Source organism: Acetobacter sp. DmW_136, assembly GCF_008690365.1.
In the GTDB taxonomy this organism is placed as follows: Bacteria; Pseudomonadota; Alphaproteobacteria; order Acetobacterales; family Acetobacteraceae; genus Acetobacter; species Acetobacter oryzifermentans.
Map to the genome: position 1 here is coordinate 26,689 of NZ_VHON01000016.1, position 25,432 is coordinate 52,120.

The following is a 25,432-nucleotide window of genomic DNA, read 5'->3' on the forward strand; positions in this document are numbered from 1 at the left end:
CACTTTCTTGCCGTTTATGACGCTATTAGGGAGATCAATATGCGCCGTATGCTTTTCATCACAACTGCTCTTTTTATAACAACGCCGGTGCTTGCTGCCTCATCTCCCCCTATTGCGCTTACGCATGTGCGTATTGTGGATGGCACCGGAGCAGCCCCCATAGAAGATGGAACGCTTGTGATGCAGGGAGAGCATATTCTTGCGGTGGGCAAGAATGTGGATATTCCCAAAGATGCCAAAGTGCTGGATCGTGCAGGAGATACCGTTCTGCCCGGTATTATTTCCGATCACAGCCACGTTGGGCAGTATGAGGGCGTTACCACGGGTTCTCAATTTTATACACGCGCCAATATTATGGCGGCGCTTGGTCAGTATCGTCGTTATGGTATTACCACGGTTACGGCGCTGGGTAATAACGTGCCAGATGTGTTTGATCCGCTCCGTAAGGAAGCACATGCGGGTAAAACCCCGGCTGATCTGTTCGGTGTTGATCAAGGTATTGGTGTTCCCAATGGTGCGCCGCCTGTGAATGTGGCACCCAACCAGCTTTTCCGCCCGAAAACCGCCAATGAAGCCCGAGAAGCCGTGGACACAATGGCAGATGAAGGCACGGATCTGGTTAAAATCTGGGTTGATGATTTTGATGGCACACTGCCTGTTAAAATGAGCCCAGATGTTATTGCTGCCGTTGTAGAGGAATCCCATAAACGCAAGCTACGTGTGGCGGCGCATATTCATGATCTGGAAGATGCTCAGCATGTTGTGGCCGCCGGAGTGGATATTTTGGCCCACGGCATACGAGACAAACCCGTTACACCGGATTTGATTGCAACGCTTAAAGCCCGCGGGATCTGGTATATTGCCACCCTTCAGCTTGATGAAGCCACCACAGCTTGGGCTGATCGCGCACCGTGGACGCAAACACCCTTTGCAACAGCCGGTCTTTCTGGCCCTCTACAAAAACAGATTAACGATCCAGCATGGCAGGCGCAGCACAAAACGGGCAAACAGGCCGATTTTGCCCGCACATCTTTGGCAATGAACCTACAAAACCTGAAAACATTGCATGATGCGGGCGTAAAAATCGGCTTTGGCACAGATAGCGGCGCCACCCCTTTACGAGTGCCCGGCGTAGCAGAACATCGGGAACTGGCCCTTACAGTGCAGGCCGGCCTGACACCTTTAGAGACTATTCATATCGCCACACAGAACGCAGCAGATCTGCTGGATCTTTCTGACCGTGGCGTATTGGCGCCGGGCAAACGGGCTGATGTGTTAGTTGTTACCGGTAACCCCGCAACCAACATTGCAAATGCCGACAAAATTATTGAAACATGGGAAAATGGCGTCGCCATTTCTGCGCCTGTACTGCAAAAATAAAAATCTGTGTGAATATCCCAGCCATTTCAATATATAAGGCTGGGATATTACGCTTTGCGGCTGCTTGATTGCCATTTGTGCTATAATAGGCTTGTAGCAGATTATGCGGGCTTAAAGTGGCTCAGGTTCAATTGCATAGCGCAGCGGGTTTGTTTGGAAAAACCACTTTTTACCTCATCCTGTAATATAGCAGCTAACCTTGGGCTTATTAAGCCTTCTGGAAGTATCTTGAAACCGAGACGCGCATAAAAAGGCGCATTCCACGGTAGATCACGAAAAGTCGTCAGAGTGACGGCTCTAAGGCCATATGCTTTTGCCCAACTACATGCCGTGTAAAGCAGCGCGGTGCCTATGCCCCGCCCCTGCTCTTTTTTGCAAACGGATATTTCAAGAATATGCAATTCCTGCGCGTATATTTGCGCACAAAGAAAAGCAATTGGGTGGCCCTGCTTATCAATAGCAACCCAGCTTGTGCCTGCGGTTATGGCAGCAAGATGCGTATCCACCGGCAAAACCGCGTGATCGGCTATCCAGCTTAATGAAGGAATTTGCCGAAAAATCTGCGCGGCGGATTTTTCAATGAGCGGAAGAACAGGCGCATCCTTAATACACGCCGTACGTATGCTAAAAGTCATGGATAGTCATTATTCCGTAAAAAGCCTGTTCTAACCTCTTTTATACCGTAATTCTAAGAACACCTGCCTCTCATGGTGTCAAAGATACGGATATCACGCAGGCCGCTGTAAAACTGAAGACGCCCTCCAAACCTACCGTTAATATTACGTGCATAAAGCCCCTTGCCCTGATACGTTGCGTGTTACCGAGGGGGGCTCCGACATGGAGCTGAGATATTGCAGGGCCAAAAGGCAGCGCAATGACCCTTTGAACCTGATCCGGGTTATGCCGGCGAAGGGACAGGTTTGGCCACCCTATCCTTTTTTGCTGGAGTTTCGCGGCAGGAAGCTACGTTCTTGCGAAAAGGGAATTGCCTGACCATGATCGCCAATGTTTTGAGTATTGCCGGCACCGACCCCACAGGAGGCGCTGGAATTCATGCTGATATTAAAGCATTTTCGGCTATGGGGGCGTATGGCATGGCGGCCATTACGGCTGTGGTGGCCCAGAATACTCAAGGCGTACGTTCTTTTGTGGCCCTAGACCCACAATTTGTGGGCGAACAGATTGATAGCGTGTTTGATGACGTGCGGGTGGATGCGGTTAAGATAGGGATGGTTCCTAACAGCAGCATTGCTGAGGTTATTGCAGACCGCCTGCATTATCATGGTGCAAAAAATATTGTGCTTGATCCTGTTATGGTGGCCAAAAGTGGAGATCACCTGCTGGAAGGCAACGCGGTAAGTGCTATCAGAGACTTTTTGGTGCCGCTTGCAACGCTTATTACCCCCAACCTGCCAGAAGCAGGTGTTTTGCTGAATGCTCACCCCGTATGGACGCTGGATGAAATGCGCTTACGGGTAAAAGAGTTGGCCAAGCTGGGTTCGGAATGGGTTTTGTTAAAGGGGGGACATCTTGAAGGATCAACGCAGAGTGTTGATCTGCTTTATGGTTCTGCTGGAAAAATTATTGAGTTTGCAGCACCACGCATCTGCACACGTAATGACCACGGTACTGGCTGCACGCTTTCTGCTGCAATAGCGGCTCTTCTCCCTTCTAAATCGGTTGAAGAGAGCGTGCGAGGGGCAAAAGCATATTTGCATGGTGCGCTTGCAGAGAGTGATATGCTTGATGTCGGGCATGGGCACGGTCCCCTGCACCATTTCCATCATCTGTGGAAATAATGTTTAGTCATCTGGTAACTGTATAAGGGTTTTATCGGCATCAAATTAAGTGATGCCGATAAACAGGGCGATCTTAAAGTTCGATATCCACTTCACGAATACCAGCGCGCTGTGTGGCATCCGGGTGGCCTTGGTGAAACGGCTCGTCAGCAAGCAGCTTCACATCGTTCAGGTCAGATACGGCAAGGCAATCCCACTGCCCTTGGGCAGGTACACGCTTTTCGTGTGCATCTACACCACGATACATCAGCACCTTTTCTACGCCATCCCCTTTCCCCAGAGCATGAGGTGAGCCTAGCTGCGGCTTGTCATGAAGCGTAAAAGCAACGGCTTTTTTCTGTTCAATGGCAGTCCGTAAAATGCTGTAAGCTGACATGGTTTGTTTCCTCTTTGTAGGAATAACAATCAGGCCTGAATTCGGTTTCGAAATACAGGAAGCCGATAAAAGCCTCATGCAGGCCTTTTATTGGGTTACGCTCCTTCATTCGCAAAAGCGATAGACTTGATATAGGAGCAGCTATACCTGCCCACACAACAGAACAGCCCTGCTGACCCCTGGCTTGTGCCAGATTATACCGTGCTTTTTACGTGTAACATGATCACGCCAACCACTCTTCCTTGACAAAAGGCAAATTATCTTCCTTTAACAAGTACACAATTTGGAGAGGATTTTTGTCTAGATCAGCCACCATGCACGCAAAAATGCGCCTGTTTGCCAGCCGATGGCTGGTGGCCATTTGTGTAATGGTGGGGCTTGTCGGGCAACTTTTTCTTCAAAGCCATGCGCAGCTTGGGGAAATGCCCCGTGTTACGCTTGAACGCCTTACTGGCCTTCATATTGGCCCTGCACTTAAAAGCCCGGCATGTCCTGATATGGATGATGCCATGGTAATGCCTGCGGATGATGAAGGGCATGATCCCGCACACCATTCGCATGATGATAACGGGTTCTGCCCTCTTTGCCCCTTACTGCAACTGCCCGATATTGTCTTTATTGGCGTTTTTGTTGCTTTAAGCATTATGCTGTTGGCAAAGCGGCAGATCTATCATGATCGTGCACCACGGGCCCCGCCTGCTGGTGTTTTTACGGGTCTTCCTCATACACGTGGGCCGCCTCTGCTCCTGTCATGTCTTTACTGACAGGAACACGTTTTTGCGGCTGCTATTTGTAATATAGCAACTGTTATTCCCGCCTTAATGCGGGAACCAGCCTTATGTGCTGGATACATCAACCTGCCCTGTCAGCCTTTATGTATGACGCTGTCAGGACAGATATGTATGTCTCGTATTTTTCGAATACTCCCATGTTTTGGGGTTATGGTAGGCAGTCTTTCGCTTATTTGTGCGCCAGCCTCGGCTGCTTCCCTGCCTACTTCTTGCAAGCCAACCTCAGCCAATGCGCCTAAAAAGTGTAGTGCTTCTGGGTCTTCATGCGCGTGTTCATCTTCGGTAAATCATGCGTCTGCTGAAACAACCCATCAGAATATTACCGTATATGGATCTGGCACCCGGCATTCCTACACCGTGCCAACAATAGAAGCATGGGGGAAAACGCCAGTTGCGCTGAAGGATATTCCGCAGTCTGTATCTGTTATTACACAGCAGCGTATGGAAGATTCCAACATGCTGACAATGACAGACGCCATGCGCCAGATTAACGGTATTCGCGTTATGCCAGCGTCTACGGCCAATTCAAATTTCTACTCACGCGGGTACCAGCTTACAACTTCTGTGGACGGCACGCCAAATGCTTCCGGAACGCTGAATAACGCTAGTTTTGATCTTTCCATGTATGATCGTATCGAGGTGTTGCGTGGGTCTTCGGGCCTTTTGCAGGGGGCTGGTGGCGCGGGTGGTGTTGTAAATGAAGTTACTAAAAAACCGGGGCAGGATTTTGCGCTAACCGGCGCTGCCAGTGTTGGAAGTTTTAACAACTACCGTGCAGATGTGGATATGACGGTAGCGCTCAACAAATCCAAAACCCTTCGTTTCCGCACGGCGGATCTGTTTGAAGATAATAATTACTTTTACAAATACGCCCATACCCGCAAATGGCAAACCTATGGGGTGTTGGAGTGGGATATAACCCCGCGCACTACCTTTATGGTTTCTCACGCTGCGCAACAGCAGGATAATCAGACCCCTTATTACGGTTTACCGCTTACAACGGCCAATACGTTATGGTCTGGCAGCCGCTCTGCAAACCCCAGCCAGCGCTGGGGATATTCCAATTACATGACGCAGCAGACCATTGCCTCACTTAACCAGAAACTCTGGGGGGATTGGTCTGCAACCGCGCGTGGCACGTTTTATGATCAAAGCTATAATACGCTTTATAATGAACCATGGAACCAGATAGACCCCACCACAGGAACCCTACAGTATCGGGATCAAGGTATTTCCGCTTTTAAGGGTACGAACGCATCACGCTCTGCAGATATTTATGCTCAAGGCAGTTTCCATTTTCTAAACCGCATGCATCATGCGCTTTTCGGCTTCAATTATAATTCGTACGAACAGGTTACGCAGTATGCCAACAACAACTGTAACGCCATCTATAACGATGTGAGCATAAACAACACGGATGTTGTTAAAAAACCTGCGGCAAGCTGTTTTAACTATGCCACAAACGCCAATGGCTGGGGTACGGATGATTACGCCTATCAATGGGGATTTTATGGCCAACTGCGGTTTGAGCTGACTAAAAAGCTCTCTCTTATTCTGGGCGGGCGTGCCTCACGCTATTACGAGAAACTCCGCGATATTGCTCCTGCACCAGCCACACAATGGCAGACAACATCCAATATACATGGAGAGCTGACACCTTACCTAGGATCTGTTTACCAAATTACGCCCCATATCTCTTGGTATGCCAGTTACTCCAGTATTTTCACTCCTTCTGTGGGGAAGGAAACCTATCGCGGTGGCGGGCTAACGCCCCAGCGTGGCAACCAGATTGAAACGGGCTTTAAGGCAGAATATTTTCATGGCCGGTTGAATGTTTCTTCTGCACTGTTCCGGATGGAGAGCGTAAACCAACCGGTGCAAGATCCGCTGCATTCGCAATTTTACGTCACTACCGGGCCTATTCGCCGCCAAGGGTGGGAAATGCAGATTGATGGGCAAATCCTGCCTAATCTGGATGTGTCTATTGGTTATACGTACCTGGACACCAAAGTTTCCAATTCCCGCGTAAGCGATTTTGGCGGTGTTTATTCCCCACATCACATGTTCAAATCTTGGGTGCATTACACTGTGCCAGATGGACGACTGAAAGACCTGAACATAGGGGTTGGAATAGATGCCAACAGCAATCTACGCGGAAGTTACGCCACAACCGTACAGGGCGGATACATGACAATGGACGGCATGATTGGTTATAAAATCAACCGTAACCTGCGCCTGCAACTAAATGCGTATAACCTGACAAACCGCCATTATTACGAACGCGCCAGTGGTATATGGCAGTTCAACTTTCCCGCAGCCCCTCGTAATTTTATGGCAACGCTTCGTGCTACGTACTGATAAACCTTCTCCTTCCCACTCTCTTTCGGACTGGAAAATCCTGTTTCCTTTTTGGATGTCCGCAGAAAAGTGGAAAGCATGGGGCCTGCTGGGCCTGATTATTGGGCTTTCTCTGCTTTATGTGCGTACGGCCGTATGGTTTGGTATTTGGGATCAGAAATTTTTTGATGCCTTTTTTGCGTTCCATGTGCGCAACGCCTTGGGCATGTTACCGATTTATATTGCGGCTTGCGCTCTTTCTGCTGGCATTTACGTGCTGCAAACTTACCTGACACAGATCCTTTCCATGCGTTGGCGCTTATGGAACACAAAGGTCTATCTTCAACGCTACCTAAAAAATGCCACCTATTACCGTTTGGAGCATGATGCCACGCAGGCAGATAACCCAGACCAGCGTATTGCAGATGACCTTGCGCAAATGACAACCCTTGTCCTCAAACTGGGGTTGGATGCTATTCAGGCGGTTATGACGCTGCTGTCATTCTCTATTGTTTTATGGGAAATCGGCGGCGCGTTATCTGTGCCGCTTTGGGGGCATGTTTATCATATTCCCGGTTATCTGTTTTTTGGAACAGTTATTGTTACCGTATTGGTTTCTTTGCTTATAGAAAAAGTAGGTGGCCCCTTAGTTCATGCCGATTATCAGCAACAACATTATGATGCTGATTTGCGTGCAAGCCTGCTTGATTTGCGGCGTAATTCTGAGCAGGTTGCTTTTTATAAAGGGGAAGACGCTGAACATCTGCGGTTTTCTACCCATCTTGCACACATCGCCAAAAATTGGCGCAAGGTTGTGCATTACACATGGCGCGCTAATTTTGTAGGAACGTTTTATAATCAAACAGCTTCCATTATTTTATGGGTTTTGCTTGTGCCCAAAATTATGGCGCATGCACTTACGTTTGGCACTTATGCGCGTATTAATGCCGCATTCATGCAGGTTCGAAGAAGTTTGCAATGGTTTATTGATAATTACACGGATCTGGCCGGTTTACGTTCTACATTGCAACGTCTTGCTGAATTTGAACGCATAATACAGCAGAAGCCTACTCAAGGCATTGTGTGCAAACCCACAAATGAAAATACAGTTTCAACCCATAATCTGGTTCTTAATCTGCCTTCCGGGCAAACATTGCTGGACTTTGGCAGCCTAACATTTCAAGCGGGTGAGCGATGGGCTATTTATGGTGCATCAGGCAGCGGAAAAAGCACGTTTTTACGCAGCTTAGCCGGATTATGGCCTTATGGCAGTGGAGATGTGTGCCTTAACAGCGCAAAGGCTATGTTTGTTCCACAGCAAAGCTACGTACCAACGGGCTCTTTACGGCAAGCCCTTTCCTACCCCTTACCTCTAGAGCAACATAATCTGCACGCCTATGAGGCCGCCCTTCATGCGGTTAATCTGGGGGAATACGTGTCTCGTCTGGATGAAGAGCAAGTATGGGAGAATATTTTGTCTGGTGGCGAACAGCAGCGCTTGGCCTTGGCACGGGCCTTTCTATTTCGTCCTTCCATTCTGTTTCTGGATGAAGCCACGTCTGCCATGGATACTGCCAATGAACGCTGCCTTTACGATGCGCTGCTAACCCTCTTGCCGCAGTGTACAATTATCAGCGTAACTCATCACAGAGCACTGCAAGATTATCACCAGAAACAAATTATTTTGCAAAATGGCAGGGCCTTCTTTTAACCTTAGGACATTAAGGCAGATTATTATGCCTATTCGCATCGGTGTTGCGGGCTGGTCGGTTCCAAGCAAACTTGCCGCAGAATTTCCTTCAGCCGGCACGCATCTTGAACGCTACGGTACGCGTTTTTCTGCTGTGGAAATTAACAGCAGTTTCTATCGTCCTCATCAGCAAAAAACTTACGTGCGCTGGGCAGCAAGCGTACCGCCAGATTTCCGCTTTTCCATCAAACTCCCCAAGGCAATTACGCATGAGCAGCGTTTTGTGGGATGTCAGGATCTTGTTACACGTTTTGCTGAGGAAACCAGTGGTTTAGGCAATAAGCGCGGCCCCATTCTAGTTCAGCTACCTCCAAATTTTGCTTATCCTGGAGAGATTGCAGAACAGTTTCTTCATGATTTGAAAGCTATAATCAACGGCCCTGTTGTGCTGGAACCAAGGCATGAGAGCTGGTTTCAGCCAGAAGTTGATAAAATGCTGAAAAGGCAGCATGTCTCACGGGTTGCGGCAGATCCGGCCAGATTTGCTTCTGCCGCACTGCCCGGAGGTTGGAATGGGATCGCCTATTTTCGGCTACACGGTTCTCCGCGCATTTATGAGTCACTGTATAGTGTAGAAACTGTGCAGGCGCATGCAAACAGCGTTGCTACGTTGAACGCAGATGGCGCAGATGTGTGGACAATTTATGATAATACCACATTTGGTGCAGCCACACAGAATGCACTTGAACTGATAGAAGCGTTAAAGCAGCCGCATGGTCATCTTATGGATTAATGCGCCTTTGGAGCAAGCAGATGTGTAATCTCTATTCCATGACATCCAACCCACAGGCCATTCGCAAGGTTGCAAAGGTGGCGGTAGATCTCACGGGCAATCTTCAGCCTTTGCCAGATATTTACCCCAACACAATGGCGCCAATTGTGCGCAATACTGCGCAAGGGCGAGAATTGATGATGGCACGCTGGGGTATGCCTACGCCTCCAAATTATCTTAAGGGACATAAGGTAGACCGGGGTGTGACCAACATTCGTCACCCAGCCTCTCTGTGGTGGAAACGTTGGGAGCATGTAGCGCATCGCTGTCTTGTGCCACTTACAGCTTTTTCTGAACCCACGCGCCTGCCAGATGGTAAATCACAACCCATATGGTTTGCTCGTAATGATGATGAGCCTTTGGCATTTTTTGCAGGTATCTGGTGCCAGTGGACATCCGTGCGCAAATTGGCGGACGGAGAAACAACGGATGACCTCTTTGGGTTTTTGACCACAGAAGCCAACCGAGAAGTTGGGGCAATCCATCCCAAGGCTATGCCAGTTATTCTCACACAGCCGGAAGAATTGGATATATGGATGAATGCGCCAGCAGAAGAAGCCCTTCAACTGCAACGGCCCCTGCCGGATGGTGTGTTGAAGGTGATTGTTCCAACTCATGCCCTGAACTAATATCCCGTTCTCTATCGAGAAAACGCAGATATCTGGCGCAGTAGCGCATCAGAGGCATAGACAGTATGCCAAGTGGGCACTATTTTCCGCCAGCCATGACTATTTCAGCCCGCCCCATCCAGATCGGCATTGATTTCGGTACGACCAATAGCGTCATCGTTATCGCACGTCCTGATCGTACCATCCAGACCATTTCATTCCCCACACCGGATGGTGGTTCCTCTGAAACCTGCCCCACACTCCTTGCTTTGTGGCAAGAAATGGAAGGTGGCAGGCGGCTTCTCCAACGTGCCGTAGGCTCTTATGCTGTTGAGGCGCATCTTGATGATCCGTCCGAAACGCGCCTTATCATGTCCATGAAGTCCTACCTGGCTCAATCCAGCTTCCGTGAGACACAGGTATTTAGCCAGCGCCTTTCGTTGGAAAATCTGATTGCTACTTTCCTGCGGGAATTGATGGCACTTACAGATATTACCCCGGCAGAATGCCATGTTACGGTTGGGCGGCCAGTCCATTTTGTGGGCGAAAACGCAGATAATGCTTTGGGTGAAGCTCGGTTGCGGGCGGCATTTGCGCAAGCAGGCTTTGCCGATGTTAGCGTTATGATGGAGCCAGAAGCGGCTGGCTGGCGCTTTATGCAGCGGTTGGATCGGCCCGCAACAGTGCTTGTGGGAGACTTTGGCGGCGGCACGAGTGACTTTTCGATCATGCGTTTTGACCCCGCCAGCAACCAACGGGCGCAACCTCTTGGCCATACAGGTGTGGGGTTGGCTGGGGATCAGTTTGATTTCCGTATTATTGATAATGTTGTGGCCCCTTACCTTGGACGTGACTGCACGTTCCGCATCATGGGCGGCGAGCCTCTTCCGGTGCCTATTGAGTGGTATCATTCTCTAGCACGCTGGCACCGTCTCTCTCTTATGCGCACACCGCGTATTCTTAACGAGATTGCAGATGTTGCCCGAACAGCTTCTGAACCGGAAAAGTTAAAAAGCCTGATCGAGCTTATTCGTGAACAGCATGGGCAGGAACTTTACAATGCAGTTTCCGCTACCAAACGCGCTTTGTCCTCTGCTGAAAGTGCTGAGCTTTCTTTCTCGCAGCCCGGTCTAGATATTAAAACAACCGTTTCTCGTGCAGATTTTGACCGCTGGATTGCCCCAGATATTGCCAAACTGGGTGAAGGTATTGACCAAGCGCTTCGTCAAGCCTCTCTGGCTCCAGAGCAGATTGACCGGGTGTTTCTAACTGGGGGCACATCTTTTGTGCCAGCAGTTAGGCAACTCTTTACCTCTCGGTTTGGAGAAGATCGGGTTGAATTGGGTGGGGAGTTTGTTTCTGTTGCTGAAGGGTTGGCGTTGGCTTCTGTGTAGCTCTTGATAGAGCTACACTTTACCCGCCTGAAACGACATATAGGCGGATGTAATTTTCCATCAAACGTTGCTGCATGTTCAAAAGCTCGATCTCACAATCTAGGCTTGCGAGCTGGCTGACAAGAAATTCTACTTTGGATTCATCTCCTCGACGGTAAGAAGCCCCTACCCTTTTTTCACTTATTTTTGCATTTTCAGCCATCTGCGCAGCATCGCCGTACTGTGCGCGTGTCATATTGTAATTGGCGAGTGCATCTTCTGTTTCTTTCCATGCGTTCAGCACTGTTCGTTTATATTCCAGCCCAGCGTTTTTGAGTTCGGATTGGCGCAATTCCACTTGCCGCGCAATTTTGCCACCTTCAAAAATAGGTAAAGTCAGCGTTGGGCCAAATTGGGTATTTCGTGCCCCCCACCCGAACTCGGTTAATGTTAACGCATCTATCGACAATTCGCCGGAAAACGTAATGCGAGGGTAAAAGTCTGCCCTAGCGATACCAACCATAGCCGAAGCCGCGTGCAATCTTTGCTCAGCCGCACGAATATCTGGCCGACTTTGCACCAATACGGACGGAATTTTTAAAGGTGCTGGTGTAATCTGAGTATAATCAATAGGTGAGAAACTCTGATCATTCACAGATAAAGCATCAGGGCGATTGTATACCAGCGCGGAAAGCGCCCGACGTACAGCCTGTTGCGCATTATCCAGTTCCTGATACTTCATAAAAACCTTATGAAATTGATTGCTTTGTTCAAGAAGAACTGTTTGTGATATCAAGCCCCTTTGGTACGAGGCGTGATTTATGGTCTCTATTTCTTTTAAAATATTCGATGCTTTTTTTTCAACCTCTACCATTTGGGTAAGGTTGACCCAAAGAAAATAAAGACGGCAGATTTCTGCCTCAAATGAAAGAGACACAGCCTCAATATCATCTTGAAAGGCCTGACGGTTGGCATCAGCCACCTTTCGCATCAATTTATAGCGGCCCCATAAATCTAGTTCCCATGATGCAAACATACCCGTATTAAAATTACTATAAGAAACTCCTTTAGGTTCTAGGTAAGAATCACCTTGATCTAGCCCTAATAAAGGCCGCAATACATCTCCTATGCCTGCTGTAGATGTATAATTTCTGCTATACCCTGCTGTGCCGTTAATTTCGGGCATATTTGCTGCATAGGCTATTTTTGTTTCAATACGAGATGCTTGCAGTTTTTCATACGCAATATTGATATCAATATTTTCCTGCAACCCAATACTTACAAGGTTATTCAATTTTGGCTGATGAAAGTTCTGCCACCAGCCTTTTTGTGCTTTGCCATAAAACTGTTGGGCCGGTGTATTCTCCCAAGCTTGTGGTAATGTTACTTTTGGGAGTGATGTTTTAGGCTGTAAGGAGCATGCCTCCAGAAATGCGACTGGCAATAACAATGCAATTTTATTTTTCTGGGATTTAGAAAACATAAAAATCATTGTGCAGCCTTATCTTTTTGTTTGTCACTAAATATAACCAAGTAAAAAGCTGGCAAGGAAAGAAGAGTAAGAAATGTAGCAACACTCAATCCCCCAATCATGACAATGGCCATAGGCCCCCAAAAAATATTAAATGCTAACGGAATGAAGGCAAAAACAGAGGCCAGAGCTGTAAGTATAACAGGGCGTGCACGCAATATTGTTGCATCAATAACAGATGCGTTTAGCGTTAAACCATTGTGTTTGTTATATTCTATTTGATCTACCAGTAAGATGGTATTGCGCATAATCATTCCGGCCAAAGCAATTAAGCCTAACAAGGCAACAAAACCAAATGGTGCTTTAAAGATAAGTAAAGCCAATACGGCACCTATCAGCCCCAAAAAGCTGGAGCATAAAACCAGCACAACACGGCTGAATTTTTGCAATTGCAGCATTAAAACAAGCAGCATGATACCAATTGTGGGGGGCAATAAAGCAAATATGGCATCATTTGCTGTTTGAGAAAGTTCGGCGTCTCCCCCTACTTCTACCCTATAACCATATGGAAGATGCTTTTTTATGTTATCTATTTTCTGTTTTATCTGCTCTACAATTTCCAAGGGCTCAACACCCGGCATAACATCAGATTGAACTGTTATGCATGGTTCTCCATTTCTTCTCCATATCACAGGGAAAATCTGTTTAATTTCCAAAGACCCTAATTGGCCTAGAAATACATTTCCCATTTGCGTTTGTATTGGAAGCAGCCCCCATAATTGTGGATTATGACGGAATTTTTCTTCTGCACGGATAACTAGGCTGCGATGATTATCCGCATTAAAAATTTTACCTACCTCTTCTCCAGAAAGAAAAGCCTGCATTTGTTGTGCAATAGCAATACGGTTACTTCCAAAATGAGCTACTTTTTCTGCATCCAGTTGAAATGATTCAGAGAGTGTACGATTGCCCCAATCAATCTGTACATCAGATGTGCCGGATGTATTTTTAAGGATATCTCTTATTTCATGCGATATATTTATAATTTTATCTATGTTTGAACCAATAATGCGATATTGCACGGGAAAATCAGCCGTTGGCCCCAAAGAAAGCCTTTGCACATGAAGGCTTGCGGGAATAGCATTCGCGAAATTTTTTATACTTTTGAAGAGCTCTTCCCGAGCATTTAAATCTTTAGCAACTAAAAGCAATGTTGCATGTGAAGCACTTGGGCTGGCTGGTATATAAGGCAGGTAAAATCTGGGGGCGCCATCTCCGATATGTGTTTCAATATGAGCCAAAGATGGCAAGTATAATATCTTGCTTTCAATATCGCTTACAATTTTATTGGTTTTACTAAGTGAACTTCCGGGGGGTAATGCAACATCAACAATCAGTTCTGGGCGATCAGATAGAGGAAAAAACTGCTGATTAACCAAAGATGTGCCCAATATTGCCATAACAAGAAGGGTAAGAGTTACAGCGCAAACGGTTTTTTTTCTAACAACAACCCATTCAAGAATTTTACGTAAAGCAAGAATGCTTTTTGTTTCTAAAGACGGTGTATTTTCTAATGTATTTTGCGGTTGTGGTAAAAACCATACTCCAAGCAAAGGTATAAAAATTACGGCTACAACCCAGCTACAAAGCAATGCAGCAGCACTTACCCAGAAAATCTCACCAGCATATTCACCTGTTGTAGATTTGGCTATTCCAACAGGTAAAAAGCTTATAATTGTTATTAAAGTGCCTGTAAGCATAGGAAAAGCCGTGTGTTCCCACGCGTAGGATGCAGCATCCTCTCTGCTAGCACCGTTGGATAACTGCACAATCATGGCTTCTATACTAATAATAGCATCATCAACCAATAGGCCGAGGGACAGTATTAAAGCACCCAGAGAAATGCGCTCTAAACCAATTCCAGATATTTTCATGTATAGTGCGACAAAAGATAAGGTAAGCGGCACTGAAAATGCCACAACCATTCCGCTTCGAAATCCGAGTGTTCCAAATGCCACTACCAGTACAACCAGAAGCGCAAAAAAGAATTTTAACAGGAATGTATTTACGGCTTCCTTAATAACCTTACTTTGGTCTTCAACTTGAACAAATTTCAAACCTGTTGGCAGTTCACTATTTATTTTATCTAGCTCGGTATTTAGTTTTTTACCTAAGGTAAGGCCATCACCATCTTTTGCCATTGCCACGGCGATAATGAGTGCTGGTTTGCCATGATACCGCACAATACTGGATGGCGGATCAATATAGCCCCGACTAACAGTTGCAATGTCTTTGACGTGCAAGTTGCCAGATTTTGAAGGCAACATGATCTGTTCTATGGATTCCTGATTATAAACGGCACCAGAAACATCAATAGGCATGTCAATGCCAAAATCCAGCATACCGCCTGATGCAATAAGGCTATGTTGCTGTATGGTCTCAGAAAACTGCGCCAGGCCCATACCTACATTTTTTAGCCGAACAGGATCTATATCTATATTAAATGTTGCTGGAATTTCCCCAATAATTTGCACCTTTGCAACATCGGGAATTCTCTGAAAACCAGTTTTTATTTTCTTGGCGATCGGAGAAAGACTGGAGACTTCTGGCCCTGTTAGCGCAAAGGTATAACCATAAACATCTGCAAAATCATCATTTACAGATAATGTTCCTCCTTCTGGTAAAGTAGGAGAAACGTCAGCTACTTTGTTACGAACTTTTTGCCAGATTTGTGGAACCTGCTCTTTGGGCGCATTATCATTTAAAGAAACCTGCGTAACACAAAAAGACTGATTACAGTATGTGGAAAGAGTATCTAAAAAATCTATACCACGTAATTCTTGTTCCAATGGATTTATTATTTGTGCCTGCAATGCATCGGGGCTTGCCCCAGCCCATTGGGCCGAAATTGTCATACTCTTTAATGTAAAATTAGGATCTTCAGCACGCCCCAGATTGATAAACTGCCATCCCCCGGCAATGACGGAGATAATCATCAGAAAAGCAATAAGTTGAGGATGTTCCACAGCCCAACGAGATGGATTGAATTTTTGAGACATCATGAATGCTCATCCATCTGCACAATTTTTACGAGGTCTTCATGCTGAAGAAGGTCTGGGCCACTTGAAACCACAAGCTGTTCGGGTAAAAGGCCTGTTACAATAGCATCTTGCCCTTTCAAGCTTACAATTGTGATGTTTTGCTCCTCAATATGCTGTTTATTTTCACTCACCACCCAAACAAGGGGCGTATTTTTTGTGTAAAAAATTGCAGTAAGAGGCACACGAACAAAATTTTTTACTTGTTCTGATAAGAGTGTAACAAAAACAGAAGTGTTCAATGGTATTGGTAACGGATTTTTTAATGCTAGCCGTGCATGTCTTACTTTTGTATCAGGATCAAAATATGGGCTGATACGCACAACCTCCCCTTTCACAACAATGGGGTGTGTATCTCCTATAATCGTAATTTTGGCTTGCTTACCAATGTTTACGGACTTTGAATCATATAATTCTACGTCAATTTCGGGGTTGCCTGCTGCCATTACAATAATCTCGCTTCCAACCCCGGCTAATGCACCGGGTTGGGCTGAAACTTTTATGATAATTCCATCCTCTGGAGCCCGCACCATGCTTTGTTGTTCTTGGCTTTCAGCCAGTTTTTCGGCTTCTTTTGCAATTTTTTCCTTTGCACGGGCCATAGAAAGAGCTGATTGTCGGTCTTTTATTGTGCTTGTCGATAAAGCGCCAATAGTATCCAAACCGTTACTACGTTTTACAAGATCAGAAAGCTGAAGCGTATTGGCGTGCGCTGCTTCAAACTCACTCTGCGCTTGTGCCAGAAGAAGTTTTGAATTTGTATTGTGCATAATAGCTAAAATATCATTTTTATGTACAAATTCTCCTTCGCTGACAGAAATACTTTTAATTTTTCCTTCTCGTAGCGTAGAGACAGATATTATATGCTGAGCAGTATAAAAACCTACATATTGTGATAAATTATTATCAGCAGGGACAACCTGAACGGCCTCAACTGGTTTTGGTTGTGGTGCCACAGGTTTACTGTATTTCTCTTTACAAGCACTCATAGATATAAGAGTGGTAATTAAGAAAGCCTTATAGAGCACTTTTGTTTTTTTGATCTGATACCACATAATACTTACAACTATGCACTTGCACTATTTTGAGAGTTTCAGAAATTTTACGTATTGTGAACATTGGTGCCGTTTGACAACAAGACACCAAAAAATATAAGAATAATACCTAATATTTGCGAGTAATCCAAACTTTGATTGAAATAGAACCGGCTAATAAGACAAGAAAAAATAATACCCAACCCAGAAGATACACTATAAACAACACTCATAGGCGTAACTTTTAAGGCAAGGGATAGAAAGAGAAACGATAGCACATACCCAACACTCATTACGCAAATTGGGAGAGGTTTTGTAAAATTCTGTGCTTCTTTCAGTGCAGCCGTGCCGATTACTTCGGAAACCACCGTAAAGAAGATGTACAAAAATCCCTTCATTGGTCTATCCGTTTAGAATATGTAATTTTTTCAATAATGCTCTGAATATCTTCGTAATTAATGCTATTCAGTTTGTCAGCACCTAATATTTCCCATAATGACAACCCATCTGCTGCTAAGCAGCATAAAATCATTAACGGCGAACTTTCTTCAAAAAGTCCGGTAGATTTTATTGTTTGCCAATAAATGCGCGTCCATTCTTGAGACAATGTATTGTCTGACAGCATGATAGATAGCAACTGGCGCAGAATAATATAGCTTTTATCCTGCGGGTTAGATGCATTACCCAAGCCAATATAGGCACGCGCTGCCCGCCCTGTTTCAACAGGATCTTTTTCCATAGCAGCCTGTATTTCATCCCGAAAAAGATTGAGTTCTCGATGGAACAACCCATCAAGAAGTTTCTCTTTAGAGGGAAAATGATGGAGCAAGCCGCCTTTGCTAACACCCGCCTTTTGCGCAACCAAATTTAGTGTCAGTTTTTGTGCGCTTTCATGAATCAGTATTTCAGCAGCAGCATCCAAAAGATTGCTTTTTACAGATTCCGGATTGTTTGTACGTGTCTTATGGCTTGTCATGAGCAAAACATACCGTCTGGACGGTTTCTTGTAAAGCCCAAACCTATAGCCCTAAAAAATGGCTAAAAAGCCGAACTTATGATGTGTTGGGTAAAAGGCACTCCTATTTAATGTGCTCTTCTTGGTAAGAGATGCACATAAGTCCTACACCCTCTCACCAGAAAACATTGTGAAATTAAGATTTCTTCTTTGAAGATACGTTTTCTTTGGATGATAAGGCAGAAGGGAGAGTAGAAATGCGCCCTGCTTTAATGGCTGCACAGAAGGTTTTCCAATCAGCTTTTGTCTGATCTGCATAAGCAACAGAAAAACCCGCAATGGCATCTGCAAAAGCACGTCCTCCACCCAGATAGCCCGCCAAAGTGGCAACATCACCAGAACGCGCATGAGCGCGTGCAAGCGTGCGACCACATAAAAGCGCATAATCTGGCAGACCAATCTGTGCAAATTCTGCCCCAATTGCAGCCAAACGCTGATCTTTCAGTCGGCACACATAAAACTGACGCTGCCCAACAGGAAGGCTTCTCGTTTCGCCATCTACTTCATCTGTGCGCTACTATGCGTCCAGCCTAAAAACGCGTCAGATGCTGTTTGCATAATACGTCGCCATAACAGCAGACGCGCCGCGTAAAAAGGCAAAGGGAGAAACGGCCATGCGTGCATAACGCGCTGGTAATAATGCGCTGATTCGATGCTCCCCTTGCGTAACAAGGATAGACACCGGATCTATCCTTGTTTTTGGGGGATGCCATTCTGCCTGTTGGGTACGTGGCGCAACCTTGCGCAGTTTTATGCCATTGGCATGGCGAAGGGCGCGAGGAATAAGGCTGGCGGTCTGTGCTGGAAGAGCTGATGTCATAGAACATTTTTAGGCATAGCTCTTAGAGTAAACCAACAACTCAAACGAAAAGCGTTGCAGGTATGCAGTATTCTCGTATCTCTGGCCATATTTAGAGCCAGTGTCTTTTTTAGGAACATACCTTCTCTTTCTGCCGTTCTCTGACAGGCGCATCGTGCCAGACTGGTAACGGGCAGGAACTTCGCAACCAAACATAACGTTTGCCTTGTTATATAAATGCAATACCGGGATAACCCTTTCTATCCCTGATATATTTTAAGTTTTTATCTGTTTGTGGCCTTATGCCTTCAAGGAGCACGCTTTATGACTGAAACACCCCCTCAGACACCCGCAAAATCGCACCCGGTGCTGATAGGGTTAGGTTGTTTTCTGCTGGCCATTATGCTGTTGATTGTATTCTGGTCATGGGATTGGTTTGTACCTTTGGTCAATTCCCGTGCCACGGCAATACTCCACCGCAAGACCACTATTGAGCATCTGCACGTTGCGCTTGGACGTGTGACAACTATTCGGGTGGAAAACCTTAGGATAGAACAGCCCAAGACCTTTGATCAGGAAAAAGATCTGTTTGCTCAATCTAAGGAGCTAACCGTTTCAGTTGATGTCTGGTCCTACCTATGGCATCGCGCGCTTCATATCCCGCTGATAGCGCTTACTGAGCCCAAAGCAGACATTCTTGCTCGCAAGAATGGTGAAAATAATTACACCTTTACGGAAGACGGAAAACCCGCCCCAGCAAATAAGAACAAGACGGAGCAGGCCAGCAGCCTTCCTGATATTGGAGAACTGCGTATTACCAATGGTGCACTGCATGTCCGGCATGATCCGCTACAGGCTGATATGCAGATGGGAGTGGAAACCACGCCTCCGCAAGGCAACAACCGCGGATCTTTGCGTCTTACAGCTAAAGGACGTTATGCGCAGCAACCTATTACAGCCCGCTTTGTAGGGGGCACTGTTCTCTCCTTTGTTGCTGATAAGGAGCCTTATCCGGTTGATTTGTTCGTGCAAAATGGCCCTACCACAGCCACGCTGAAAGGGGATGTTGTGCATCCGCTCACACTCAGTGGGGCGCATCTCAAACTGCACTTTGCCGGGCCTGATATGTCTTTGCTGTATCCGCTTACCGGTGTACCCATTCCACGCACACCTGCGTACAGCATTACGGGAGCCCTAAACTATACGCGCGAACATGTTGTTTTTAAAGATTTTGAAGGCAAGATGGGCACCAGTGATATTGGTGGCACCATTGAAATCAACCCACATGAAAAGCCCATATTCGTACAGGCAGACCTCCATTCCAAACAAGTAAACCTTGTTGATCTGGGAGGTTTTATTGGTGCAAAACCTGACAAGACAAAGGCAGAAGAAAAAGCGGAAGCTAAAAGCAACACGGTGCTGCCAGATACCCCTATCAACATTCCCAAACTGAATGCTGTAAATGCACATGTTACGTATCATGGTGCGCACATCGAAAATCAGAAAGTACCGCTTGATAATATTGACGCCGAATTTTTTGTGACCGATGGCGCCATTGATCTGAAACGCCTGAATTTTGCAGTGGGGAATGGCACTCTGGCCAGCTCTGCTACCCTCAAGCCAGACGGCAAGTTATTTGATACAACCGCGCGTATCGATTTTGCCCGCATTGACCTTTCACGCATTATGCAGGCTACCGCAAATTCAAAAGCCCAAGGTATTATTGGCGGGCATATGACACTCAAGACGAAAGGTAATTCCATTGCCTCTCTGATGGCCGCAGGTAATGGGGGCCTTACGCTGGTTCTGGATCAAGGGGGGGATATTACAGCCATCTTGCCGAGTGTATTGGGTCTGCAACTGGCTAATGCTGTTCTCAGTGCGATTGGTCTCCCATCCCATACAGATATTCGCTGCTTTATTGCGGATATGCCGCTCAAGAATGGTATTGTCTCAACCAATACCTTGCTGCTTGAAACGGGCGAAGCCCGCACATTGGGTAAAGGCACTATCAATTTCCGCACAAACAAGCTGGATTATGAACTCACCACGCGTTCACAACATCCCACAATTGCTTCGCTACCAGGTGCATTCCATATTACCGGGCCTATCAAATCCCCCATGGTTCTTCCCGGTGCCGAAATTATTGGCCGCGCAGCCGCAGCTACCGGGCTTGGATTTGTTTTTCCGCCGCTTGCCTTGCTTCCAACCATTCAGTTCGGTGTAGGTGACAAATCTCTGTGCAGCCGCGCTGTTCAGGAAGTGAACAGCAATCCTGCCGCCGGGATTGCACCTGGAGCACTCTCTCATGCACGCGCTTCAGTAGGAAAACAAAAGCCTTCCTCCACGCAAGCCCGCACAACAAACGGCAAGAAACCTGCGCCTGCTGAAAGGCCAAAAAAGGGACAACAAAAGCAAATGACACCTGCCGAAGTGCGGGCCGCATGGGAGGCAAAACTTAAGAACAAGTGATAGGAAACCGCTGTTTATGCAGGGCTCTTCTTCCTGTACGAGCAAGACTTATTGATTTTTATTAGTGGCTACGGATCCAAGCAAGCAGCTTGCCCGTAGCCATCGGCAGCACAATCTGTCTTGCGCTCAAAAATTTTGCAAAATTTTACCTTTTGTTTCTGGTAAGCAAAATACAATCAGTAATGCCGAACCATAAGTAAACCCCTGCCCGTTTGCCCGTAATGCCTTAAGCTCTGTCTGCGATGAAGGCTGTACGAATAGAGCTTGTTTTTCATTGTAATGCTCCAAGGTTTTGGTCTTTCTCGTTGCCTTTCAAAAGATGGGTTAGTTCATCAACAAGACAGATGCGGCCTTCTCTGAACTGATAAAAGGCAACAACTTTGATCAGACTTTCCTCACCAGAGAGGTGTGTAATACGTGCTACGTGCACTGTGGCCGCTTTATTACCCTCACACACTATGTGCTGGATATCGATTTCCAGCCGACTAAGGTTGGCACGCAAAGCACGTGTGTGAGTTTGAAAGGCGCTTACGGGAATGCAGTTTTCAGCATGGTGCCAGCGCTTACGTATTCTCAATGCTCAGGAAAAACTGGCACGAGGTGATCATGTTACCCATGTTGCCGCTGCTGTGGGTTACGAAAGCCTGGGGGCATTTGCCGCAGCTTTTAAAAAGAACACAGGATATAGCCCCAGTGCCTATGCACAACGCTGCCGTGCTAAAGCTACTCCCCCAATGTGAATAGAAGCTGCATGAGATGAAGTACGTCTGGATCTCATTATAGCCCCATCATCATGTTTACAAAACAGTTTGCGTGCGTTCATCACAATATCGCGCAAGGAAAACCGGCTCTTGCGTTTACTCTTTAATTCATAAATCTGTTGTACTGAATAATAGCAATGACACGTCTTAGAACGTGCGCCCAAGGCCCTGTCTGCATGGATATTTTTACGAGGTCGATCATGAACTGTTGCGGGGGCATGTAATGAGGAATGAAACGGGCGCAACCACACAGATCCCTCTTCGTAAAATAATAGCTCTTTTTGCTTTAGGTAGTTGTGCGCTTCTGAATATTTATGCCACTCAGCCTATCCTGCCCGATATTGCACGGCAATTTGGCGTGAGCCTGGGGGCCAGCACCTGGACAATCAGTGCCTCCACGCTAGGCGTTGCAGTTGCTGCCCCGCTGGCGGGTGCTATCTCGGATCGCTTTGGGCGCAAACACATTATGGTAATTGCGCTTATCGGGCTGATTGTCACAACCGCTAGCTGCGCTCTGGCATGGAACTTTGCTGCTCTTTTTTCCCTACGGTTTGCACAAGGGTTACTGGTTCCGTTTATCTTTACCGCCGCCCTTGCTTATATTGCCGAGGAATGGTCGGGGCGTGCCGCAACCATCATAAACGGTGTGTATGTTGCGGGTACGGCGTTCGGTGGGTTCTGTGGCCGATTTCTTGCAGGTGCAGCCGCTGCATTAACGGGATGGCTTTCTACATTTCTTGTCTTTGCTGTTTTGCTTTCTTTCGTGCTTGCTCTTGCCGTGTTTTGTTTACCTACAGAGCGCCATTTCAAACCCAGCCCTTCCCTTTCTGAAAGTTTAAAAAGTGTCATAAAAGGTGCGCAGGACTGGCGGCTACTAGCCACCTGTTTTATCGGTGCCAGCTTGCTGTTTCAGCAGGTCACCTCCTTCACCTATCTGAGCCTACGTTTGGGGGCGCCACCGTTCAGCCTGACCTCTCTGGAGGTTGGCGCCCTATTTGTGGTCTTTCTATTGCCAGTCTTGGTTACACCTTTCTTTGGGCGCCTTATTGGCAGGATTGGACGCACACAGGCTTTTCTGCTCTCACAAATAGCCGGAATTGTAGGAATTGTTCTCACACTTCCCCTCTATCTCCCTTCTATCGTGGTTGGGTTGGCTCTTTCCTGCATGGCCGTTTTTGCCGGACAATCCTGTGCTACTGGTTACACGGCGCGTCATGCCAAAACGGGCCGGTCTGCGGCAACTGGCCTCTATCTTACCTGCTATTATCTAGGTGGGAGTGTTGGGGCTGTTGCTCCCGCTCCTTTTTTCGCGCGTTATGGATGGCTTGGTTGCGCAGCCCTGATTTGTCTGGTTGCCCTTGCCAGTGCTGCACTCGCACGCGCAGCATGGCAAGAAATGGTTAATTGATTAATATGTAAAATCCACGATTATTTACTCATATATAAATTTATTTATTCAGAAACTAATTTTCTTCAAACCTGTTGTTATTAGATAAGTGGTGGCTGGCAAAACGACCATTATACGCAGAGCTCTGTTCTTCATGTCTCCCTGCGCCGCTTTCGGAGATATATATGGTTGATATTATTTGCCGAAACAGCATTTTGTTCGATGGCCGTGGAAAATCTCCCGTCATTGCAGACGTTGCCATAACCGATGGCAAAATTACTGCAATCGGCACTCATCTTGAAGCCATACACGGTGCTATCGAGATGGAATGTCAGGGTTTGTGGTTAATGCCAGGATTACTGGATATTCATACACATCTTGATCTGGAAATCGAACTTGCCCCTGAATTGCCAGAAGTAGTATGCCACGGAACCACAACTGTTGTTATAAGCAATTGCTCCATTGGCGTGACGTATGGTCATCAGCGCCGCAATGGTGAAGACCCTATTGTTGATTGCTTCGCAAGGGTTGAGAATATGCCAAAGTCTGTTCTAAGCCGGGTTGCGGATGCCTGCTCATGGTCAGATTCACAAGGTTATCTTCACCATCTGGAAAGCCTGCCACTGGGGCCTAATGTGGTGCCGCTCATACCTCATTCCATGCTCAGGATTGAAGTCATGGGGTTAACCGCATCTATCAGCAGAGAACCAACAAAGCAGGAGCTTGCCCAAATGGCGCAACTTCTGGAAGCCGGTATGTCTCAAGGTTATGCTGGTTTCTCAACCGATGCACTGCCTTTTCATTTCCTTGCCAACACACCAAACACAAAGAAAAAAATCCCGACCCAGTATGCGCGCTTTCCAGAATTATCCCGGCTTACAAATATTGTAAGACGTTATAATCGCGTTTGGCAGGCCACTCCCCCCAAAGACGATATTTTTGCCGCAGTACGCAGTTTTATGCTGACCAGCGGACGCCTTTACAAACAACCGCTTAAAACAACAGTATTGGCAGCGATTGACCTACAAACCAATCGTTCCGCCATGTACCTTTGCCTTCTACTATCTTCCATTCTGAATTCCCCAATGCTGAAAGGAAATTTACGCTTTCAGGCTTTATCATCATCATTTCGTATCTGGAGTGATGGTGCCATCAATCCGATAGCGGATGAAGTGCCAGAGTTTCGGGTTCTCAACGAACTGGAACTTGATGACCGTCAAGGACGTGGCCACATTCTCAATGCCCCCGCATGGGTCAAAGCATTCCGAAAAATGTGGCTTAAGGGAAAAAACGGTTGGTCTCTTGCCAGAATGTTGCGGAGGCTCCGTTTGGAAGATGTTGTGCTAACTCGGCAACTCAATGACATGATTGTAGCAGAATGCCCACTGACCGATTGGGTTGGAGACGCGCTGGAAGCCCCTTATCGCAGGCTTCTCAAGTATCAAGCTTCAAATGGTCATGATGTTTTTCAGCATGATGAAGAAACGGAATTTTTCGCAAGCTTTCCAAACCCAATCAAAGATGATGCAGCATTTTTCCTCCATTTGCTGCGGGCATGGGATACAGATTTACGTTGGGAAACAACTTTTGCAAACCGTAATGCCAAAACACTCAGAAAGCTCCTGTTTCACAATCAAACCCTACCGGGTTTTAATGACAGTGGCGCACATCTTGCCAATATTGGTTTTTATGACGGAAACCTGCGTGCATTAAAAATTGCACAGCAAGAAGGATTGCAGCAGGTTTCTTGCATGGTTCATCGCCTGACAGAACTTCCTGCAAAATTTTTCGGAATCAATGCAGGATTGGTGTGCCTCGGTGCACAAGCTGATCTTTGTATTATTGACCCTGTCGCTCTTGCACAATGGAACCCAGAAAAAACCTACCACTTCATGTACCGCCCTGAATTCGGATGCAGGCAAATTGTTAATCGTCCAGATGCCGTTGTACGGAGCGTTATTATCGGCGGGAAAGTAGCATGGGATAACGGCACGTATTCAGAAGAATTCGGGAAAACTGCATACGGACGGGTAATCAGGGCAAAAGACCATGCGCAGGAAGGAGGATCTAGGTAACTATTTGATTATGTAGTATTTATTCAGGAATTTTCTTTCTAGAACTGATACTGACAGCAGTTCTGAGCATGTGGCTAAGAAAAAATAAATAAAATCAATACGTTAGTGCATATAAAAAAATAGTTCCGGATTAG

Annotated in this window: 21 protein-coding genes, 1 pseudogene and 1 riboswitch; of the genes and pseudogenes, 12 read left to right on the top strand and 10 right to left on the bottom strand. The window is 46.6% G+C overall.

Translation table 11 applies throughout. The features are described from left to right. The first annotated feature begins 39 nt into the window (after nt 1-39). A complete protein-coding gene (locus FKW31_RS06470) occupies nt 40-1,380 on the top strand; it encodes an amidohydrolase family protein (protein WP_150178101.1) in 1,341 nt (446 codons plus the stop codon). Nucleotides 1,381-1,481: 101 nt separating this feature from the next. On the opposite strand, the gene FKW31_RS06475 is transcribed toward FKW31_RS06470, so the two are convergent. After that, nucleotides 1,482-2,015 carry a GNAT family N-acetyltransferase gene (locus FKW31_RS06475; protein ID WP_150178102.1) on the bottom strand — a complete coding sequence of 178 codons (534 nt, stop codon included), beginning with the start codon at nt 2,013-2,015 and terminating at the stop codon, nt 1,482-1,484. Nucleotides 2,016-2,193: 178 nt separating this feature from the next. Continuing rightward, nucleotides 2,194-2,313, top strand: a riboswitch (TPP riboswitch). 62 nt (nt 2,314-2,375) lie between these two features. Here FKW31_RS06475 and thiD point away from each other — a divergent pair. Further along, nucleotides 2,376-3,179: a bifunctional hydroxymethylpyrimidine kinase/phosphomethylpyrimidine kinase gene (gene thiD, locus FKW31_RS06480; RefSeq protein ID WP_150178103.1), complete on the top strand. Its 804-nt coding sequence runs from the start codon at nt 2,376-2,378 to the stop codon at nt 3,177-3,179. 73 nt (nt 3,180-3,252) lie between these two features. Here thiD and FKW31_RS06485 read toward each other — a convergent pair whose 3' ends face one another. Beyond that, on the bottom strand, nt 3,253-3,555 hold the full coding sequence (locus FKW31_RS06485; protein WP_150178104.1) for a hypothetical protein: 303 nt from the start codon (nt 3,553-3,555) through the stop codon (nt 3,253-3,255). Between the two features lie 326 nt (nt 3,556-3,881). Here FKW31_RS06485 and FKW31_RS06490 point away from each other — a divergent pair, with 326 nt between their 5' ends. The 6 genes from FKW31_RS06490 to FKW31_RS06515 are packed head-to-tail and all read left to right on the top strand — an operon-like array spanning nt 3,882 to nt 11,207. Further along, a complete protein-coding gene (locus tag FKW31_RS06490; RefSeq protein ID WP_035353767.1) occupies nt 3,882-4,319 on the top strand; it encodes a DUF2946 domain-containing protein in 438 nt (145 codons plus the stop codon). 57 nt (nt 4,320-4,376) lie between these two features. Beyond that, nucleotides 4,377-6,704, top strand: a complete 2,328-nt coding sequence (locus tag FKW31_RS06495; protein ID WP_150178105.1) for a TonB-dependent siderophore receptor — start codon at nt 4,377-4,379, stop codon at nt 6,702-6,704. Further along, on the top strand, nt 6,634-8,394 hold the full coding sequence (locus FKW31_RS06500; protein WP_150178106.1) for an ABC transporter ATP-binding protein/permease: 1,761 nt from the start codon (nt 6,634-6,636) through the stop codon (nt 8,392-8,394). The genes FKW31_RS06495 and FKW31_RS06500 overlap by 71 nt, the downstream gene beginning before the upstream one ends. A gap of 25 nt (nt 8,395-8,419) precedes the next feature. Then, nucleotides 8,420-9,166 (top strand): DUF72 domain-containing protein, encoded by a 747-nt coding sequence (locus tag FKW31_RS06505; protein ID WP_089179919.1) that lies wholly within the window; start codon nt 8,420-8,422, stop codon nt 9,164-9,166. A 20-nt stretch (nt 9,167-9,186) separates the two neighbouring features. Next, nucleotides 9,187-9,834, top strand: coding sequence for an SOS response-associated peptidase (locus FKW31_RS06510; RefSeq protein WP_150178107.1), 648 nt, complete (start codon nt 9,187-9,189; stop codon nt 9,832-9,834). Between the two features lie 56 nt (nt 9,835-9,890). After that, nucleotides 9,891-11,207 (top strand): Hsp70 family protein, encoded by a 1,317-nt coding sequence (locus tag FKW31_RS06515; RefSeq protein ID WP_150178108.1) that lies wholly within the window; start codon nt 9,891-9,893, stop codon nt 11,205-11,207. A gap of 19 nt (nt 11,208-11,226) precedes the next feature. On the opposite strand, the gene FKW31_RS06520 is transcribed toward FKW31_RS06515, so the two are convergent. From FKW31_RS06520 to FKW31_RS16360, 7 genes are all read right to left on the bottom strand, one after another. Continuing rightward, nucleotides 11,227-12,678 carry an efflux transporter outer membrane subunit gene (locus tag FKW31_RS06520; protein WP_238332754.1) on the bottom strand — a complete coding sequence of 484 codons (1,452 nt, stop codon included), beginning with the start codon at nt 12,676-12,678 and terminating at the stop codon, nt 11,227-11,229. Further along, the gene (locus FKW31_RS06525; protein ID WP_150178109.1) at nt 12,675-15,719 is read right to left on the bottom strand and encodes an efflux RND transporter permease subunit; all 3,045 of its coding nucleotides are present in this window, start codon (nt 15,717-15,719) and stop codon (nt 12,675-12,677) included. The genes FKW31_RS06520 and FKW31_RS06525 overlap by 4 nt, the downstream gene beginning before the upstream one ends. Further along, nucleotides 15,716-16,810, bottom strand: coding sequence for an efflux RND transporter periplasmic adaptor subunit (locus FKW31_RS06530; RefSeq protein WP_150178110.1), 1,095 nt, complete (start codon nt 16,808-16,810; stop codon nt 15,716-15,718). The genes FKW31_RS06525 and FKW31_RS06530 overlap by 4 nt, the downstream gene beginning before the upstream one ends. Before the next feature lie 47 nt (nt 16,811-16,857). Next, nucleotides 16,858-17,187, bottom strand: a complete 330-nt coding sequence (locus tag FKW31_RS06535; RefSeq protein ID WP_006115494.1) for a multidrug efflux SMR transporter — start codon at nt 17,185-17,187, stop codon at nt 16,858-16,860. Then, nucleotides 17,184-17,765 (bottom strand): TetR/AcrR family transcriptional regulator, encoded by a 582-nt coding sequence (locus FKW31_RS06540; RefSeq protein WP_063354076.1) that lies wholly within the window; start codon nt 17,763-17,765, stop codon nt 17,184-17,186. The genes FKW31_RS06535 and FKW31_RS06540 overlap by 4 nt, the downstream gene beginning before the upstream one ends. 175 nt (nt 17,766-17,940) lie before the next feature. Continuing rightward, nucleotides 17,941-18,258, bottom strand: coding sequence for a DUF2252 family protein (locus FKW31_RS16355; protein WP_238332755.1), 318 nt, complete (start codon nt 18,256-18,258; stop codon nt 17,941-17,943). A gap of 87 nt (nt 18,259-18,345) precedes the next feature. Further along, nucleotides 18,346-18,624, bottom strand: a complete 279-nt coding sequence (locus FKW31_RS16360) for a DUF2252 family protein (RefSeq protein WP_150178111.1) — start codon at nt 18,622-18,624, stop codon at nt 18,346-18,348. A gap of 303 nt (nt 18,625-18,927) precedes the next feature. Here FKW31_RS16360 and FKW31_RS06555 point away from each other — a divergent pair, with 303 nt between their 5' ends. After that, entirely contained in the window at nt 18,928-21,075 is a 2,148-nt protein-coding gene (locus tag FKW31_RS06555) for an AsmA family protein (protein ID WP_150178112.1), read from the top strand. Nucleotides 21,076-21,346: 271 nt separating this feature from the next. Here the strand turns inward: FKW31_RS06555 and FKW31_RS06560 are convergent, their stop codons facing one another. Beyond that, nucleotides 21,347-21,652 carry a nuclear transport factor 2 family protein gene (locus FKW31_RS06560; protein ID WP_150178113.1) on the bottom strand — a complete coding sequence of 102 codons (306 nt, stop codon included), beginning with the start codon at nt 21,650-21,652 and terminating at the stop codon, nt 21,347-21,349. On the opposite strand from FKW31_RS06560, the pseudogene FKW31_RS06565 reads away from it, so the two are divergent. From FKW31_RS06565 to FKW31_RS06575, 3 genes and pseudogenes are all read left to right on the top strand, one after another. After that, nucleotides 21,606-21,815, top strand: a pseudogene (locus tag FKW31_RS06565) (helix-turn-helix domain-containing protein); the annotation flags it as partial. The gene FKW31_RS06560 and the pseudogene FKW31_RS06565 overlap by 47 nt on opposite strands. A 244-nt stretch (nt 21,816-22,059) precedes the next feature. Continuing rightward, nucleotides 22,060-23,244: an MFS transporter gene (locus FKW31_RS06570; protein WP_150178114.1), complete on the top strand. Its 1,185-nt coding sequence runs from the start codon at nt 22,060-22,062 to the stop codon at nt 23,242-23,244. 164 nt (nt 23,245-23,408) lie between these two features. Then, the gene (locus tag FKW31_RS06575) at nt 23,409-25,298 is read left to right on the top strand and encodes an amidohydrolase family protein (protein WP_150178115.1); all 1,890 of its coding nucleotides are present in this window, start codon (nt 23,409-23,411) and stop codon (nt 25,296-25,298) included. Nucleotides 25,299-25,432 lie beyond the last annotated feature (134 nt).